The sequence below is a fragment of the Streptomyces sp. NPDC012508 genome (genome assembly GCF_042902595.1).
Taxonomy (GTDB): domain Bacteria; phylum Actinomycetota; class Actinomycetes; order Streptomycetales; family Streptomycetaceae; genus Streptomyces.
The window spans coordinates 105039-121184 of sequence record NZ_JBIBEO010000007.1 but is presented as its reverse complement, the minus strand read 5'-3'; the positions used below and the strand labels follow the sequence as shown (position 1 = coordinate 121184).

The window sequence follows — 16146 nt, the reverse complement described above, 5'->3', positions numbered from 1 at the left end:
CGGCCCAACCGGGCCGCAGGTGATGCTGTGTTCAGTTGCCGGCCGACGTCAGCCGGCCAGTCGCCGGGTCGCCTCGTCGAGGCGCTCCGCGATGGTGCCGTTGATGACCTCGTCACCGACCTGCACCGTGATCCCGCCGAGGACCGCGGGGTCCACTTCGAGGTTCAGGTGCATCTGGCGGCCGTACAGCTTGGCCAGGACGACACCGAGGCGCTGCTTCTGCTGATCGGTCAGCGGCACCGCCGACGTCACGACGGCGACCATCCGGTCCCGGCGCGCCGCGGCGAGCTTGGAGAGGGACTCGAGTCCCGCTTCCAGGCTACGTCCACGCGGCTGGGCCACGAGACGGACGACCAAACGCTCGGTGACCGGGTTGGCCTTCCCGCCGAGGAGGCTGCGCAGCAGCTCGCTCTTGGCGGACGCCGCGGCGGCCTTGTCCGTCAGCGCCGAGCGCAGCTCGGTGCTGGAGGTGACGATCCGGCCGAACCGGAACAGCTCGTCCTCGACGTCGTCCAGTGCGCCGGCCTGCTGCGCCGCGGTGAGGTCGGCGATGTTCGCCAGCTCCTCGGCCGAGTCGACCAGGTCACGCGAGGACGACCAGCGGGAACGCACCATGCCGGACACCAGGTCGACGGTCTCGCCGCCCACCTGACCGCCGAGCAGTCGCCCGGCGAGCTCAGCCTTGGCCTCGCCCGCCTGCGCCGGGTCGGTCAGGACCCGACGCAGCGACACCTCGCGGTCGAGCAGCGTGGTGACTGCGGCCAGCTCGCCCGCGAGCTTCGCGGCGTCGACCGAGGTGTTGTCGGTCAGCGCGTCGAGGGACTCACGTGCGGCAGCCAGCGCTTCACGGCTCGCTCCGTTCATCGGACGGCCTCGGCCTTCTCCTCGAGCTCATCGAGGAAGCGGTCGATCGTGCGGCTCTGGCGGGCGTGGTCCTCGAGGGACTCGCCGACCAGCTTGCCGGCCAGGTCGGTGGCGAGCTTGCCCACGTCCTGGCGCAGCGAGGTCGCCGCGGCCTTGCGGTCGGCCTCGATCTGCGTGTGGCCGGCCGCGATGATCTCCTCGCGCTGGCGCTGGCCTTCCGCCTTCATCTCCTGGATGATCGCGGTGCCCTGCTCCGTCGCCTCCTGGCGAAGACGCGCGGCCTCATGGCGGGCCTCGGCGAGCTGGGCCTTGTACTGCTCCAGCACACTCTGGGCCTCGATCTGGGCCGACTCGGCCTTCTCGATGCCACCCTCGATGGCCGCCCGACGCTCTTCCAGAACCTTGTTGATGTTCGGGAGGAGCTTCTTGGCGAGGAAGCCGAAGACGATGACGAAGGCGATCAGGCCGATGACGAGCTCGTCAAGATGCGGGATCAGAGGAGGCTGGGGCTCCTCCGCCGCAAGAAGCAGAGCGTTCACATCAGTGCCTTCCGTAAAAAGGTGTGGGCTGTCGGTCCGATTTACTGGTAGACGAAGCCCATGACGATGCCGATGAGGGCGAGCGCCTCACAGAAGGCGAAGCCCATGATCTGGTTGGTGCGGATCAGACCGGCGGCCTCGGGCTGGCGGGCGAGGGCCTGCGTACCGTTACCGAAGATGATGCCGACGCCGACGCCGGGGCCGATCGCGGCGAGGCCGTAGCCGATCGAGGCGACGTTGCCGACGACGTTCTCCTTGGCGGAGGCCGCGAGGTTGACCATGTCGAGAGCAGCGGACATGCCGTTACTTCCTTCTCTTTCAATGACCCGGTGGGGGTTGGCCACCGGACGACTGTTGGATTGGGGGTCTAGCTGGATCCCGGGGCGGGAATGGCTCAGTGGTGCTCGGCCAGCGCGCCCTGGACGTAGCTGCAGGCCAGGAGGACGAAGACGTACGCCTGGACGGCCTGGATGAAGAGCTCGAAGGCCGTCATCACGAGGACCATCACGAACGAGGCGCCGGCGTAGACGAAGCCCAGGCCGTTCATGAGGTACCAGGTGGCCAGCGAGAACATCACGATCAGCAGGTGACCGGCGAACATGTTCGCGAACAGTCGGACCGCGTGCGTGAAGGGCCGGATGATGAGGTTCGAGAAGAACTCGAGGACGACGACCATCGGGAGGATCGCACCGAGGGACTTGTCGTAACCGACGATGTTCTTCCAGCCGCCGACGAAGCCGTGCTTCTTGAAGGTCAGCGAGATCCACATGACGTACACGATCAGCGCGAGACCGGCCGGGAAGGCGATCAGCGAGGTGACCGGGAACTGGGCGAGCGGAATGATCGACCAGAGGTTCATGATCCAGACGAAGAAGAACAGCGACACCATGAAGGGGACGTACTTCTCGCCGTCCTTCTTGCCGATGATCTCGTAGACGATGCCGCGGCGGACGAAGTCGTAACCGGCCTCGCCGACCATCTGCATCTTGCCGGGGATCAGCTTGGGCTTGTTGAAGGCGGCCCAGAAGAACCCGACGACCACGATGGAGCCCAGCAGAGCAAGCAGCATCGGCTTGGTGATCTCGATGCCGGCCACCGTGGCGATGGGCTCGTACATGAACGTGTGCAGGCCCGGCGCCGGGAAGCCACATCCACTGAAGATGTGGCAATCCGGGTCGAAGGCAAGCGTCTGGTCAGCACTCACCGCGGGCTCCTTCAGCGTGGCGCATAGGTACGGCAACCTCGTTGTGTCGGCGCGGCACGCAGCCGCGGGTCGGCACTGGACTGGTCTTACGGATAAGGGGGCGGCGGTTCGGCGTCGAGCCTCGCGCTGGGACAGGCGTCAGCTCGGATGCCCGCGCCCGCAGTGCCGCAGTTGGCACCGGACGATAGCAGGAAGCCGAACGCGCCTTTATCCCGGCCCTACCCCTCACTGCGACGACCCCGGCTTCTTGGGGTCGTCGATGTACATGATCTTGGCCTTCATGTACGCACGTGCCTGCGCGGCGATCCAGACGAGGGTCGACGCGAGCAGAGTGAAGGCGAAGGCCTTGAAGTCGAAGAACGTCGTGTTCTTGAGCATCAGCATCAGCACGAAGAGCAGCAGCAGCTGGGTCGTGTAGAGCAGGAGGCCCATCGCCTGGAACAGGTGCGGGTACGACTTGGCCGTCCGCTGGAGCACCACGAGCCCGATCCCCATGAACGCGATCACGACCGCGCAGCCGATCACGGCGCCGATCGCGCCCTTGCCGCCGGCAACCACGCCGCTGATGACCGCGGCGATGGCGCCGGTGGCAGCAGCGGGAATGGCAGCTGACAGAAGGATGCGTGCGTCGTTGGACGGCATGGCGGTGTCTCCGCTGTTGCTGGTGGGGGCGATGGTGTCGTCAGGGACGAGCGTAAGCCCGGTCCGAGGTGTGTCTCGGGGCCAACGGACCGTCGCACTACGGTCTTTCGGCTCTGTCGCCGGGTCTCGTGAACGGTATCACAAACTATTTGAGTAGTTCTTTACCCGGGAAGTGTGCTGACTGTCACACATGAGTGTGACAGTGCGCGTGTGTGCAGCCTGCCGAGGGGTTTTGTCTGGTAATGCGGCCCAGTATGACATTCGTCAACTCGGCGTTCCGGCCTTCCGCCGGTCGGTGAAGCGCGATCGGTGGCCGATGGCGGTGGCCCCGTTGACTCCCGCCGGCACCGGTACGCGCTCCTCCGCCGGCTCCTCGACGGCCATGGCGACCGGAGCGGCGGCCTTCGAGCGGGATCCCCGCCGCATTCCCGGGCGTCCGGCCCTGCGGCGCCGGTAGCGCGGCGGGACGAAGGACTCCGCCCAGTGCGGGGCGCGCGGTGTGAAGCGCGGCAGCAGGAGCAGCACCAGACCGATCGCGCTCAGGAACACGACCACGAGCACGATCCACATCGACGTGGAGTGCACCGAGTACGCGAGCGTCCCGAAGGCGATGAGCGCCGACCAGAAGTACATGATCAGGACGGCCCGGCTGTGCGAGTGCCCGATCTCCAGGAGCCGGTGGTGCAGATGCCCGCGGTCGGCGGCGAACGGCGACTGGCCGTTCCAGGTGCGGCGCACGATGGCCAGGATGAGGTCGGCCATGGGGATCGCGATGATCGTCAGCGGCAGCACGAGCGGGATGAAGACCGGCAGGGCGGCGTGGGTGGCCTCACGGGTCGAGCCCTCGAAGAGCTTCAGCACGTCCGGGTCGACCTGGCCGGTGATCGAGATCGCCGAGGCGGCCAGGATCAGACCGATCAGCATCGAACCGGAGTCGCCCATGAAGATCCGGGCCGGATGCATGTTGTGCGGCAGGAAGCCCAGGCACATGCCCATGAGGATCGCGGCGAAGAGCGTCGCGGGCGCGGCGGCCTCGATCGTGTAGCCGTACCAGAGGCGGTACGCGTACAGGAAGAAGGCCGCGGCGGCGATGCAGACCATGCCGGCGGCGAGGCCGTCGAGGCCGTCGACGAAGTTGACGGCGTTGATGGTCAGGACGACCAGGGCCACGGTCAGGAGCGTGCCCTGCCCCTTGGTGAGCGCGACGGTGCCGACGCCCGGGATCGGCAGCCACAGGATCGTCAGACCCTGCATCACCATCACACCGGCGGAGATCATCTGCGCGCCCAGCTTGATCAGCGCGTCCAGCTCGAACTTGTCGTCGAGGACACCGATCAGCCAGATCAGGGCGGCGCCGGAGAGCAGCGCGCGGGGCTCGTTGGAGAGCTCGAAGACGCTGTTGAGGTTCTGCAGGTGGTCCGCCACCAGCAGGCCGGTGCACAGGCCGAAGAACATGGCGATGCCACCGAGCCGCGGAGTCGGTTCTCGGTGTACGTCTCGGGCACGGATCTCCGGCATCGCCCCGGTCGCGATGGCGAACTTCCGCACCGGACCGGTGAGCAGATAGGTCACCGCGGCCGTGACACAGAGCGTCAGCAGGTAATCACGCACGGGCTGCCCCACAGGAATCGCTGGCCATCTAAGCCCCACACCCTAGCCGTGCTGTCCATGTGCTTGAGGACATACGGCCCGGCCGGATGGTTGCGCTCCGGGGTTCCTCACCGGCCATACGGGGGAAATCGCCCGGCCAGATCACGTACTTCCGCGCGTACCCGGGCCGTCTCCCCCGGTTCGTCCCGTAGCGCGATCGTGAACAACGCGGCGATCCGGGCCATCTCCGGGGCGCCCATTCCCTGCGTGGTGACGGCGGCGGTACCGAGACGAATCCCACGTCCGTCGCCGTACGGCAGGGCGCAGGTGTCGAGGACCATGCCGGCGGCGGCGAGGCGCGAGCGCGCCGTACGGCCGTCGATGCCGAGGGGGGCGGGGTCGGCGGTGATGAGGTGGGTGTCGGTGCCGCCGGTGGTGAGGGCGAAGCCCTCCGCGGAGAGCGCGTCGGCGAGGAGGCGGGCATGGGCGACGACCTGATGGGCGTACGTGGTGAAGGCGGCGGTCGACGCCTCGCCGAAGGCGACGGCCTTCGCGGCGATCGTGTGCATCTGGGCGCCGCCCTGGGTGAACGGGAAGACGGCGCGGTCGACGCGGGCGGCGAGTTCGGCGCCGCAGAGGATCAGCCCGCCGCGGGGTCCGCGGAGGACCTTGTGGGTGGTGGCGCAGACGACATCGGCGTACGGGACGGGGTTGGGCGCCGCTCCCCCGGCGACGAGGCCGATGGGGTGGGCGGCGTCGGCGATGAGATAGGCGCCGGCCTCGTCGGCGATCTCGCGGAAGATCGCGTAGTCCAGGTGGCGGGGGTAGGAGATGGAGCCGCAGACGATCGCCTTGGGGCGGTGGTGCCGGGCGAGGGCGGCGACCTGCTCGTAGTCGACGAGGCCGGTCTCTGCGTCGACGCCGTACGGGACGAAGTCGAACCAGCGGCCGGAGAAGTTGGCGGGCGAACCGTGGGTGAGGTGGCCGCCGTGCGGGAGGCCCATCGCCAGGACGGTGTCTCCGGGCCTCAGAAGGGCCGCGTACGCCGCCAGGACGGCCGAGGAGCCGGAGTGGGACTGAACGTTCGCGTGCTCGGCTCCGAAGAGCGCGGTGGCCCGTTCGACGGCGATCCGCTCGGCGGCGTCGGCGAACTCGCAGCCGCCGTGGTGGCGGGCGCCGGGGTAGCCCTCGGCGTACTTGTTGGCGAGCGGGGAGCCGAGGGCGGCGAGGACGGCGGGCGAGGTGAAGTTCTCGGCGGCGATCAGCTGCAGACTGTCGGCCTGCCGGCGCGCCTCTCCGAGCAGCACATCGGCGATCTCCGGGTCCTGCCGGCGCAGGACGTCGAGTTCCTCTTCGGGTGGAGCGGTGACCGGCATCATGGGCTCCAGGCGGCGCGGGCTGGCCTTCAGCTCCAATGTAGGCGCGCGGGCACGGGTTTGCCCGATGTTCACCCACACCCTGAGCCGGATGGCCCTACCGCCGCGCGGCCCCCGCCGACCGCCCCGCGGCCCCCCGGCTCAACGGCGAGCGGGCACCCCGGTCAGGGCCGTCACGACAGGGTCCAGTGCCGTGTTGATCTCCTCGCCGATCGAGCGGAAGAACGTGATCGGCGCACCGTACGGGTCGTTGACCTCGTCCGCCTCCGCGCTCGGGGCCAGAAGCCACCCGCGTAGAGCCGCCGCCGCGCGTACCAGCGCACGCGCGCGTTCGACCATGCCCTCGTCCAGCGGGTCCGGCAGCGTCGCGGGGTCTATGGCGCGGACGAGACGGGTGAACTCCTTCAGGGTGAAGGTACGAAGGCCCGCCGAGTGGCCCATCGAGATGACCTGCGCGCGGTGGTCGCGGGTCGCCGTCAGGACCAGGTCCGCGCGGATGACGTGCTCGTCGAGGAGCTCGCGGCCCACGAAGCCGCTGTAGTCCGCGCCGAAGTCGGCGAGGACCAGCTCCGCGTTGGCCTCCATCGGGGCCCCCTCGTGGCCCCACGTGCCCGCGCTCTCCACGATCAGGCCGCCGCCCCGGGGGTCGCCCAGGCGGTCGCTCAGGGCATGGCGGGTCAGCCGCTCGGTGATCGGCGAGCGGCAGACGTTGCCGGTGCTGACGTGGAGGATGCGGAAGGAAGTGCTCTCGTGCCCCGCTATGCCACGCCCCTCAGGGGCGGTCAATTGGCCACCTCGAGGTCGGGTACGACCTTCCGGAGCTCCTCCGCGGAGAGCGCGCCCGCACGCAGCAGGACCGGCACCTTGCCCGTGACGTCCACGATCGACGACGGAACGATCCCCGGCGTCGGCCCCCCGTCGAGGTACACGGAGACCGAGTCGCCGAGCATGCCCTGCGCCGCGTCGCAGTCCTCCGGCGACGGGTGTCCCGTGAGGTTCGCCGAGGAGACGGCCATCGGGCCGACCTCGGTCAGCAGCTCGATCGCGACCGGGTGCAGCGGCATCCGGATCGCGACCGTGCCACGGGTGTCCCCCAGGTCCCACTGCAGGGACGGCTGGTGCTTCGCGACGAGCGTGAGCGCGCCCGGCCAGAACGCGTCGACGAGCTCCCACGCCTGCTCGGAGAAGTCCGTGACCAGCCCGTGCAGCGTGTTCGGGGAGCCGATGAGGACGGGCGTGGGCATGTTGCGGCCCCGGCCCTTGGCGTCCAGCAGGTCCGCGACCGCCTCCGAGCTGAAGGCGTCCGCGCCGATCCCGTACACGGTGTCGGTGGGCAGCACGACCAGCTCGCCACGGCGGACGGCGGACGCGGCCTCGCGCAGCCCGGTCGCACGGTCGGTCGCCTCGTTGCAGTCGTATCGCCGAGCCATTTAGCGGGCCTCCTCATACACAAGCGTGGTCATGGCAGCGCGGATCACGGCATGGCCTTGCGGGCGGTCGCGAAGCGCGGACGGTTGTTCAGGTCCGGGTGGTCGGCGGCATCCGCCCAGCCGGCCTCCTCGTTGAAGATCCACGGCACCTGGCCGCCCTGGGTGTCCGCGTGCTCGATCACGACGAGACCCCCCGGACGCAGCAGACGGTGCGCGGTGCGCTCGATACCACGGATCGTGTCGAGGCCGTCCTCGCCGGAGAACAACGCCATCTCCGGGTCGTGGTCACGTGCCTCGGGCGCCACGTACTCCCACTCGGTGAGCGGGATGTACGGCGGGTTGGAGATGACCAGGTCGACCTGGCCGTCGAGCTCCGGCAGCGCGCTCAGCGCGTCGCCCTGGTGGACCGTGACGCGCGAGCCCTCCGCGTTCTTACGGGTCCACACGAGCGCGTTGTCGGAGAGCTCGACCGCGTGCACGCGCGAACGCGGCACCTCCTGCGCCATCGCGAGCGCGATCGCGCCCGACCCGGTGCAGAGGTCGACGATCAGCGGCTCGACGACGTCCATGGCCCGTACGGCGTCTATGGCCCAGCCGACGACCGACTCGGTCTCCGGCCGAGGCACGAAGACGCCCGGCCCCACCTGGAGCTCCAGATAGCGGAAGAACGCCCGGCCGGTGATGTGCTGGAGCGGCTCGCGCGCCTCGCGGCGGGCCACCGCCTCCCAGTAGCGGGCGTCGAAGTCCGCGTCCTTGACGTTGTGCAGCTCCCCCCGCTTGACGCCGTGCACGAACGCGGCGAGCTCCTCCGCGTCGAAACGCGGTGAGGGAACGCCGGCGTCGGCCAGCCGCTGGGTGGCCTGGGCCACCTCGGCAAGCAGCAGGTTCACGCTGGTCCTCCGTGGTACGGGTGGGGCTGACAAGTCCTACGCTGCTGCGAGCTTGGCGGCGGAGTCGGCGTCGACGCAGGCCTGGATCATCGCGTCCAGATCGCCGTCGAGCACCTGGTCCAAGTTGTACGCCTTGAAACCGACGCGGTGGTCCGAGATGCGGTTTTCCGGGAAGTTGTACGTACGGATCTTCTCGGACCGGTCGACGGTACGGACCTGGCTGCGACGGGCGTCGGCGGCCTTGGACTCCGCCTCCTCCTGCGCGGCGGCGAGCAGCCGGGACCGCAGGATACGCATGGCCTGCTCCTTGTTCTGGAGCTGGCTCTTCTCGTTCTGGCAGGAGGCCACGATGCCGGTCGGCAGGTGCGTGATGCGGACCGCGGAGTCGGTGGTGTTGACGGACTGGCCGCCGGGACCGGAGGAGCGGTACACGTCGATGCGCAGGTCGTTGGCGTGGATCTCGACGTCGATCTCCTCGGCCTCGGGGGTCACGAGGACACCGGCCGCGGAGGTGTGGATCCGGCCGGCCGACTCGGTGGCGGGCACGCGCTGCACGCGGTGCACCCCGCCCTCGTACTTCAGCCGCGCCCAGACGCCCTGGCCGGGCTCGGTCGCGCCGTTGCCGCCCTTGGTCTTCACCGCGACCTGGACGTCCTTGTAGCCGCCGAGCTCGGACTCGGTGGAGTCGATGATCTCGGTCTTCCAGCCGATGCGCTCGGCGTAGCGCAGATACATCCGCAGCAGATCGCCGGCGAACAGGGCGGACTCGTCGCCGCCCGCGCCGGCCTTGATCTCCAGGATGACGTCCTTGTCGTCGCTGGGGTCGCGCGGGACGAGCAGCAGCCGCAGCTTGTCGGTCAGCTCCTCGCGCTGCTTCTCCAGTTCCTTGACCTCGGCCGCGAAGTCGGGGTCGTCGTGCATCAGCTCGCGGGCGGTCTCGATGTCGTCACCGTTCTGCTTCCAGGAACGGTAGACGGCGACGATCGGGGTCAGCTCGGCGTAACGCTTGTTCAGCTTGCGCGCGTTGGCCTGGTCCGCGTGGACCGAAGGGTCAGCGAGCTTCTTCTCGAGATCGGCGTGCTCGCCGATCAGTTCCTCGACCGCCTCGAACATCGGGGGCTCCTGGTTTTCGTACGAACGGACTGCGGGGACGGCAAAGCGCCGGTCCGGTACTCCCAGGGGGAGCGACCAAGGACCGGCGCAGTGACGTGCTACTTCTTGGCCGCAGCCTTGCCGAAGCGGGCCTCGAAGCGGGCCACGCGACCGCCGGTGTCGAGGATCTTCTGCTTGCCCGTGTAGAACGGGTGGCACTCGGAGCAGACCTCGGCACGGATGGTGCCCTCGGACAGGGTGCTACGGGTGGTGAACGACGCGCCACAGGTGCAGCTGACCTGGGTCTCGACGTACTCGGGGTGGATCTCGCGCTTCAAGGTGTCTCCTAGTTTCGGGAGGGCGCCGGGTCGCCGTGCGGATTGCACATGCGTGAACCGGGACCGACGTACCAGTCTGCCAGGACCGGCCGTATCTCCCAAAACCGGGTCCCTGGTGAAACTATTCCGAGGCCGTGGCGGGCCCGCTCACGACGCCGTCGGCCTGGCCCGTGGCCGCGCCCTTCGTCGCGGACGCGGGGATGGGACGGTCGCCCTTGAGCGCCTGCCAGACCTGCCGTGACTGGGCTTCCAGCGGTATGACGCGGTTCGGGTCGGCGGGGTCGTACCGGACCGGCATCGTGACCATGTGGACGTCCTCGGCGCCGAGCCCGGCGAGCCCCTGGGCGAAGCCCATCAGCTCGTTGACGGAGTCGAGCTCCGAGTCGGGCGTGATGGCCTTGGTGGCGGTGTCGGCGATGTCCAGGAGCTTCTTGGGGTTCGTGAAGACGCCGACGTCCTTGACCTGGTCGATGAAGGCCTTCATGAACGCCTGCTGGAGCTGGATGCGGCCGAGGTCGCTGCCGTCGCCGACGCTCTTGCGGGTGCGGACCAGGCCGAGGGACTGCTCGCCGTCGAGGGTGTGCGTGCCCGGGGCGAGGTCGAGGTGGCTCTTGGAGTCCTTGATGGCCTCGGCCGTGGTGATCTCGACGCCGCCGAGCTTGTCGATCAGCTTCGTGAAGCCGCTGAAGTCGACCTCGATGTAGTGGTCCATGCGGATGCCGGAGATCGACTCGACGGTCTTCACGGCACAGGCCGGCCCACCGACCTCGTACGCGGTGTTGAACATGGCCCGCTTGTCGGCGGGGACGGCGTCACCCCGCTCGTCGGTGCAGGCGGGGCGGTCGACGAGGGTGTCGCGCGGGATCGAGACGACGGCGGCCTTCTTGTGGCCCTCGTAGACGTGCACGACCATCGCGGTGTCGGAGCGGGCGCCGCCCTCGTCCTTGCCGTAGGCGCCGTTGTCGCCGGAGCGGGAGTCGGAGCCGAGGACCAGGATGTCCAGCGAGCCGTTGTCGACGTTCTTGGGCCGGTCGGTGCCGAGCTGCGCGTTGATGTCCACGCTCTTGAGGTTGCCGTCGAGCTTGAAGTAGACGTAACCGAGGCCGGAGCCGCCGACGACGACGAGCGCGGCCGCGCTCCAGGCGGCGACGGTCACCGCGCGGCGGCCCTTGGCGGGCTCCTTGCGGCGGCGGCCGTTGCCTCGTATTCGGCCGCCCTTGCTCTGCTCGCTCATCTCCCACCTCAGGTCTTCGCTTCACCTTCTGTGACGGCAAAGCACCCGAAAGGGTTGCATGGGAACCTGTGAGGTTTCGCAGAGCGACGGACCGCAACGCACCGCGCCCACCGTGCGGGGGCACGGTGGGCGCGATGGTCTGTCCAGGTCACGGCGGGGTCACGAGGGCGATGCCCCGCCCCCGCCGTGTGACCGAGGTCTCGCCTCAGTCGTTGTTCCCGGCTCCGGGAGTCGTCTTCTGGATCTGGAGCAGGAACTCACCGTTCGACTTCGTCTGCTTCATCTTGTCGAGAAGCAGCTCGATCGCCTGCTGCTGGTCGAGCGCGTGCAGCACGCGACGCAGCTTCCAGGTGACCGCGAGCTCGTCGGCGCCGAGCAGGATCTCTTCCTTACGCGTACCCGAGGCGTCGACGTCGACGGCCGGGAAGATGCGCTTGTCGGCGAGCTTCCGGTCGAGCTTGAGCTCCATGTTGCCGGTGCCCTTGAACTCCTCGAAGATCACCTCGTCCATGCGCGAGCCGGTGTCGACCAGCGCGGTGGCCAGGATGGTCAGCGAGCCGCCGTCCTCGATGTTGCGCGCCGCACCGAAGAAGCGCTTCGGCGGGTAGAGCGCGGTCGAGTCGACACCACCGGACAGGATGCGGCCGGAGGCCGGGGCGGCGAGGTTGTACGCACGGCCCAGGCGGGTGATCGAGTCGAGCAGGACGACCACGTCGTGACCCAGCTCCACGAGGCGCTTGGCGCGCTCGATGGCCAGCTCGGCGACCGTGGTGTGGTCCTCGGCCGGACGGTCGAAGGTCGAGGAGATGACCTCGCCCTTGACCGACCGCTGCATGTCGGTGACCTCTTCCGGACGCTCGTCGACCAGGACGACCATCAGGTGGCACTCGGGGTTGTTGTGGGTGATCGCGTTGGCGATCGCCTGCATGATCATGGTCTTGCCGGTCTTCGGCGGGGCCACGATCAGACCGCGCTGGCCCTTGCCGATCGGCGACACGAGGTCGATGATCCGCGTGGTCAGCACACCCGGGTCGGACTCCAGACGGAGCCGGTCCTGCGGGTAGAGCGGGGTCAGCTTGTTGAACTCCGGGCGGCCGCGGCCGGAGTCGGCGGCCATGCCGTTCGAGGAGTCCAGGCGCACCAGCGCGTTGAACTTCTCGCGGCGCTCGCCCTCCTTCGGCTGACGCACGGCGCCGGTGACGTGGTCACCCTTGCGCAGGCCGTTCTTGCGGACCTGGGCGAGGGAGACGTACACGTCGTTCGGGCCGGGCAGGTAGCCGGAGGTCCGGATGAACGCGTAGTTGTCGAGGATGTCCAGGATGCCCGCGACGGGGATCAGGACGTCGTCGTCGGAGACCTGCGGCTCGCCGGTCGCGAAGTCGTCACGGCCACGACGGCCACGACGGTCGCGGTAGCGGCCGCGACGGCCACGACGGCCGCCCTCGTCGTCGAAGTCGTCCTGCGGACCCTGCTGACCCTGCTGGCCGCCCTGACGCTGCTGACGCTGGCCGCCCTGGCCACCGCCCTGCTGGTCGTCGCCCTTGCCGCGGTCACGGCGGTCGCGCTGACGGTCGCCGCGCTCTCCGCGCTCGCCGCGGTCACGCTGACGGTCGCCGCGGTCACGGCGGCCGCGGCCCTCGGCGGTGTCGGCGGAGGTCTCGGCCTTGGCGTCGGCGGAGCCGTCCGTACGGGACTCGGTTCGGGAGTCCGTCCGGGTGTCGGCCTTGGCCTCGGTCTTCACGGCCTGGGAGGACTCGGCCTTGACGTCGCCCTCCGGGCTGCCGGCCGGGGCCGTGGCCCGACGGCGGCGGCGCTCGCCGACCGGCTGGTCGTCGGCGGGGGCGCCTCCCTGGTCGAGCGAAGCCGACACCTTGGGGGAAGGCTGGCCGGGGATGTCGATCTGCTGCTGGGCGACGGCCTTCTCGGCCTTCTCCGCCTTGGGGGCAGCGGTCTCGGCGGCGCTCTCGGCCGTACGGGCCTTGGAGGTGGCGCGGCGCTTCGGCTTGGTGTCAGCCGTGTCGGCGGCGGCCTTGGCGGGGGCTCCGCCGCCGGCCTGCGCCTCCTTGATGACCTCGATCAGCTGGCTCTTGCGCATCCGCGCGGTGCCCCTGATGCCGAGGCCGGACGCGACCTGCTGCAGCTCGGCCAGGACCATGCCCTCGAGGCCGGTGCCGGAGCGGCGGCGCCGTGCGGTGGTGCCAGTGGCAGCACCTGCGGCGGGCGCGGAAGTGTCGACGGGGTTGTCGGCAGTCACGCCCATCAGATCGGTGGTGTCGCTCACGAAGGGTCCTTCCCTGGAGCGGACGTCGGCCATCTGGCTCGGCGACCGGTTGTGCTGTCCGACGACGGTCCTGGCTTGTGGACCGTGTCGGGGCGGTGGTCCCGCCGGGTACGGCGGAGGAGAAAAACGTGCTGTGGGTCCGGCCCGAGGCCCCCTGCTCGGCCCTCACATGGAAAGAGCGAGGGGTGTCGTGCCGGTTCCGGAGCGTGCTCGAAACTGCTCAGGCGGGCTGCTCAGGCAGTTGGGGAGGCTCCCGGAAGAATGGGTGGTCCCTGATGGGGACACTCCGCACCGCGCCACAAAAACGTCGGGTGCAGACTTGAGGTTAACACTACCGGCTCCAACAAACATTCCCCCTCTCCCTCACCGGCAATCACGTGTCCCTATGGCGCGAGCGGCAGAACACTCGCCCCGGACACATCGAGGTCGAGCCGGTTCGCGGCCCATCCCTCGCCCGCCAGCCGGGCCACCTTGTCGGCCGACCCCTGTTCGGCCAGCGCGAGCACCGTGGGGCCCGCGCCGGAGATGACCGCGGGGACTCCGTCCGCGCGCAGCCGGTTCACAAGGGCGATGCTCTCGGGCATCGCGGGAGCCCGGTACTCCTGGTGCAGCCGGTCCTCGGTGGCCGCGAGCAGCAGCTCGGGGCGGCGGGTGAGCGCCTCCACGAGGAGCGCGGCGCGACCGGCGTTGGCCGCGGCGTCGACGTGCGGGACGGTGCGCGGCAGCAGACCACGGGCGGTCTCGGTCAGTACGGGCTTACCGGGGACGAAAACCACCGGAACGATGGAATCGGAAGGATCCATCCTGATCGCCCGCGCGGCACCGGACTCGGTCCACGCGAGGGTGAAACCGCCGAGCAGACAGGCGGCGACGTTGTCGGGGTGTCCCTCGATCTCGGTGGCCAGTTCGAGGAGCGCGGCCTCGTCGAGGCGGGTGTCGCCGCCTATGGTCACGGCGCGGGCGGCGACGATGCCGGCGCAGATGGCGGCGGAGGAGGAGCCGAGGCCCCGGCCGTGCGGGATGCGGTTGGCGCAGACGACCTCGAGGCCTCGCGGCTGTCCGCCCAGCAGGTCGAAGGCCGTACGCAGGGAGCGTACGAGCAGGTGGCTCTCGTCGCGCGGGAGCGTGTCGGCGCCCTCTCCGGCGATGTCGATGTGCAGCCCGGAGTCGGCGACCCGGACGACGACGTCGTCGTAGAGCCCCAGCGACAGGCCGAAGGCGTCGAAGCCCGGGCCGAGGTTGGCGCTGGTGGCGGGAACGCGCACCCGTACGGCGGCGGCGCGGAACGCGGGACCGGCCATCGCTCGATGACTCTCCTTGACTTGCGACTACGGGATTTCAAGAGAAGTACACGGAAACCCGGGGGCCGCGTCTGCCTCGGGGGCGACAACGGCAACGACACCGCGCATATGCAACGGGGCGGGTTCGGTACAGCCTATCGAAGGAAGGTTCTGTGGCGACATAGGGCGCACAGGAGGCGCACGATGCGTGTCGCAAGCCTTCCTGTGCGCCTATGTACGTTCCTGATCGGGTTTGCCTCTCCGGAGATTCCCGGAGAGGCGTTTCCCGTCGGGGACTTACCCGCTGTGGGCCGTTTACGCGAGGCCGAGGCGCTCGGCGGCGGCGGCCGCGTCGACCGGGACGGTGACCGGCTGCGGGGCGCCGGCGACGGCCCAGTCGGGGTCCTTCAGGCCGTTGCCGGTGACGGTGCAGACGATCCGCTGGCCCGGGTCGACCTTGCCCTGCTCGGCGGCCTTCAGCAGACCGGCGACGGACGCGGCGGAGGCGGGCTCGACGAAGACACCCTCCTGGGAGGCCAACAGCCGGTAGGCGCGCAGGATCTCACGGTCCGTCACCTCGTCGATGAAGCCGCCGGACTCGTCCCGGGCGGCGATCGCGTAGTCCCACGAGGCCGGGTTGCCGATACGGATCGCGGTGGCGATGGTCGACGGGTCCTTGACGACCTCGCCGCGTACCAGCGGCGCGGAGCCGGAGGCCTGGAAGCCCCACATGCGCGGGGTGTGGGTGGCGAGGCCGTCGGCCGCGTACTCCCGGTACCCCTTCCAGTAGGCCGTGATGTTGCCGGCGTTGCCCACGGGCAGGACGTGGATGTCGGGGGCGTCGCCCAGCATGTCCACGATCTCGAAGGCAGCGGTCTTCTGGCCCTCGATACGGACCGGATTGACGGAATTGACCAGCGCGACCGGGTAGTTGTCCGAGAGCGCGCGGGCGAGGTCCAGGCAGTCGTCGAAGTTGCCGTCGACCTGGAGGATCTTCGCGCCGTGCACGAGGGCCTGGCCCATCTTGCCGAGCGCGATCTTGCCCTGCGGCACGAGGACGGCGGAGACCATCCCGGCGCGTACCGCGTAAGCCGCCGCGGACGCCGAGGTGTTGCCGGTGGAGGCGCAGATGACGGCCTGCGCGCCCTCCTCCTTGGCCCTGGAGATGGCCATGGTCATGCCGCGGTCCTTGAAGGACCCGGTGGGGTTGGCGCCCTCGACCTTGAGGTGCACCTCGCAGCCCGTGCGCTCGGAGAGGACCTGAGCGGGAACGAGCGGCGTACCGCCCTCACGAAGCGTGACGACCGGCGTCGTGTCCGTGACCGGAAGGCGGTCCCGGTACTCCTCGATGATGCCGCGCCACTGGTGGGTGCCCTTGCTGGTCAT

At 69.5% G+C, this 16146-nt stretch carries 16 protein-coding genes; all 16 read right to left on the bottom strand.

The features are described 5' to 3' along the window. Nucleotides 1–48 precede the first annotated feature (48 nt). Nucleotides 49–864 carry a F0F1 ATP synthase subunit delta gene (locus ACFY8U_RS24185; protein ID WP_361434699.1) on the bottom strand — a complete coding sequence of 272 codons (816 nt, stop codon included), beginning with the start codon at nucleotides 862–864 and terminating at the stop codon, nucleotides 49–51. Continuing rightward, the gene (locus ACFY8U_RS24180) at nucleotides 861–1403 is read right to left on the bottom strand and encodes a F0F1 ATP synthase subunit B (protein ID WP_352188978.1); all 543 of its coding nucleotides are present in this window, start codon (nucleotides 1401–1403) and stop codon (nucleotides 861–863) included. The genes ACFY8U_RS24185 and ACFY8U_RS24180 overlap by 4 nt, the downstream gene beginning before the upstream one ends. 41 nt (nucleotides 1404–1444) lie before the next feature. Continuing rightward, nucleotides 1445–1702: an ATP synthase F0 subunit C gene (gene atpE, locus ACFY8U_RS24175; protein WP_158990502.1), complete on the bottom strand. Its 258-nt coding sequence runs from the start codon at nucleotides 1700–1702 to the stop codon at nucleotides 1445–1447. 95 nt (nucleotides 1703–1797) lie between these two features. Further along, nucleotides 1798–2607, bottom strand: a complete 810-nt coding sequence (gene atpB, locus ACFY8U_RS24170; RefSeq protein ID WP_361672518.1) for a F0F1 ATP synthase subunit A — start codon at nucleotides 2605–2607, stop codon at nucleotides 1798–1800. A gap of 225 nt (nucleotides 2608–2832) precedes the next feature. After that, on the bottom strand, nucleotides 2833–3249 hold the full coding sequence (locus tag ACFY8U_RS24165) for a hypothetical protein (protein ID WP_361434700.1): 417 nt from the start codon (nucleotides 3247–3249) through the stop codon (nucleotides 2833–2835). Nucleotides 3250–3513: 264 nt separating this feature from the next. Next, complete coding sequence (locus ACFY8U_RS24160; protein WP_389573478.1) at nucleotides 3514–4860, bottom strand: MraY family glycosyltransferase; 1347 nt, start codon at nucleotides 4858–4860, stop codon at nucleotides 3514–3516. 107 nt (nucleotides 4861–4967) lie between these two features. Next, complete coding sequence (glyA, locus tag ACFY8U_RS24155; protein WP_389574142.1) at nucleotides 4968–6215, bottom strand: serine hydroxymethyltransferase; 1248 nt, start codon at nucleotides 6213–6215, stop codon at nucleotides 4968–4970. A 141-nt stretch (nucleotides 6216–6356) separates the two neighbouring features. Beyond that, complete coding sequence (locus ACFY8U_RS24150) at nucleotides 6357–7001, bottom strand: protein-tyrosine-phosphatase (protein ID WP_361434702.1); 645 nt, start codon at nucleotides 6999–7001, stop codon at nucleotides 6357–6359. Then, on the bottom strand, nucleotides 6998–7645 hold the full coding sequence (locus ACFY8U_RS24145) for an L-threonylcarbamoyladenylate synthase (protein ID WP_361599495.1): 648 nt from the start codon (nucleotides 7643–7645) through the stop codon (nucleotides 6998–7000). The genes ACFY8U_RS24150 and ACFY8U_RS24145 overlap by 4 nt, the downstream gene beginning before the upstream one ends. Before the next feature lie 44 nt (nucleotides 7646–7689). Further along, complete coding sequence (prmC, locus tag ACFY8U_RS24140; RefSeq protein ID WP_329115878.1) at nucleotides 7690–8535, bottom strand: peptide chain release factor N(5)-glutamine methyltransferase; 846 nt, start codon at nucleotides 8533–8535, stop codon at nucleotides 7690–7692. A gap of 36 nt (nucleotides 8536–8571) precedes the next feature. Further along, nucleotides 8572–9648: a peptide chain release factor 1 gene (prfA, locus tag ACFY8U_RS24135; RefSeq protein ID WP_389573473.1), complete on the bottom strand. Its 1077-nt coding sequence runs from the start codon at nucleotides 9646–9648 to the stop codon at nucleotides 8572–8574. Nucleotides 9649–9746: 98 nt separating this feature from the next. Further along, nucleotides 9747–9965 (bottom strand): 50S ribosomal protein L31, encoded by a 219-nt coding sequence (rpmE, locus tag ACFY8U_RS24130; RefSeq protein ID WP_361434705.1) that lies wholly within the window; start codon nucleotides 9963–9965, stop codon nucleotides 9747–9749. A gap of 121 nt (nucleotides 9966–10086) precedes the next feature. Next, complete coding sequence (locus tag ACFY8U_RS24125) at nucleotides 10087–11199, bottom strand: LCP family protein (protein ID WP_389573470.1); 1113 nt, start codon at nucleotides 11197–11199, stop codon at nucleotides 10087–10089. Between the two features lie 205 nt (nucleotides 11200–11404). Continuing rightward, nucleotides 11405–13480 carry a transcription termination factor Rho gene (gene rho / locus ACFY8U_RS24120; RefSeq protein ID WP_361434707.1) on the bottom strand — a complete coding sequence of 692 codons (2076 nt, stop codon included), beginning with the start codon at nucleotides 13478–13480 and terminating at the stop codon, nucleotides 11405–11407. A gap of 383 nt (nucleotides 13481–13863) precedes the next feature. Further along, the gene (gene thrB, locus ACFY8U_RS24115; RefSeq protein ID WP_361599483.1) at nucleotides 13864–14781 is read right to left on the bottom strand and encodes a homoserine kinase; all 918 of its coding nucleotides are present in this window, start codon (nucleotides 14779–14781) and stop codon (nucleotides 13864–13866) included. Between the two features lie 294 nt (nucleotides 14782–15075). Continuing rightward, entirely contained in the window at nucleotides 15076–16146 is a 1071-nt protein-coding gene (thrC, locus tag ACFY8U_RS24110; protein WP_361643121.1) for a threonine synthase, read from the bottom strand.

What these genes read in the sequence shown, in the direction of transcription:
- glyA (WP_389574142.1), bottom strand. Translation starts at nt 6,215, where the DNA reads ATGCCGGTCACCGCTCCACCCGAAGAGGAACTCGACGTCCTGCGCCGG.
- ACFY8U_RS24165 (WP_361434700.1), bottom strand. Translation starts at nt 3,249, where the DNA reads ATGCCGTCCAACGACGCACGCATCCTTCTGTCAGCTGCCATTCCCGCT.
- ACFY8U_RS24145 (WP_361599495.1), bottom strand. Translation starts at nt 7,645, where the DNA reads ATGGCTCGGCGATACGACTGCAACGAGGCGACCGACCGTGCGACCGGG.
- thrB (WP_361599483.1), bottom strand. Translation starts at nt 14,781, where the DNA reads ATGGCCGGTCCCGCGTTCCGCGCCGCCGCCGTACGGGTGCGCGTTCCC.
- ACFY8U_RS24185 (WP_361434699.1), bottom strand. Translation starts at nt 864, where the DNA reads ATGAACGGAGCGAGCCGTGAAGCGCTGGCTGCCGCACGTGAGTCCCTC.
- thrC (WP_361643121.1), bottom strand. Translation starts at nt 16,146, where the DNA reads ATGACCAGCAAGGGCACCCACCAGTGGCGCGGCATCATCGAGGAGTAC.
- atpE (WP_158990502.1), bottom strand. Translation starts at nt 1,702, where the DNA reads ATGTCCGCTGCTCTCGACATGGTCAACCTCGCGGCCTCCGCCAAGGAG.
- prfA (WP_389573473.1), bottom strand. Translation starts at nt 9,648, where the DNA reads ATGTTCGAGGCGGTCGAGGAACTGATCGGCGAGCACGCCGATCTCGAG.
- ACFY8U_RS24125 (WP_389573470.1), bottom strand. Translation starts at nt 11,199, where the DNA reads ATGAGCGAGCAGAGCAAGGGCGGCCGAATACGAGGCAACGGCCGCCGC.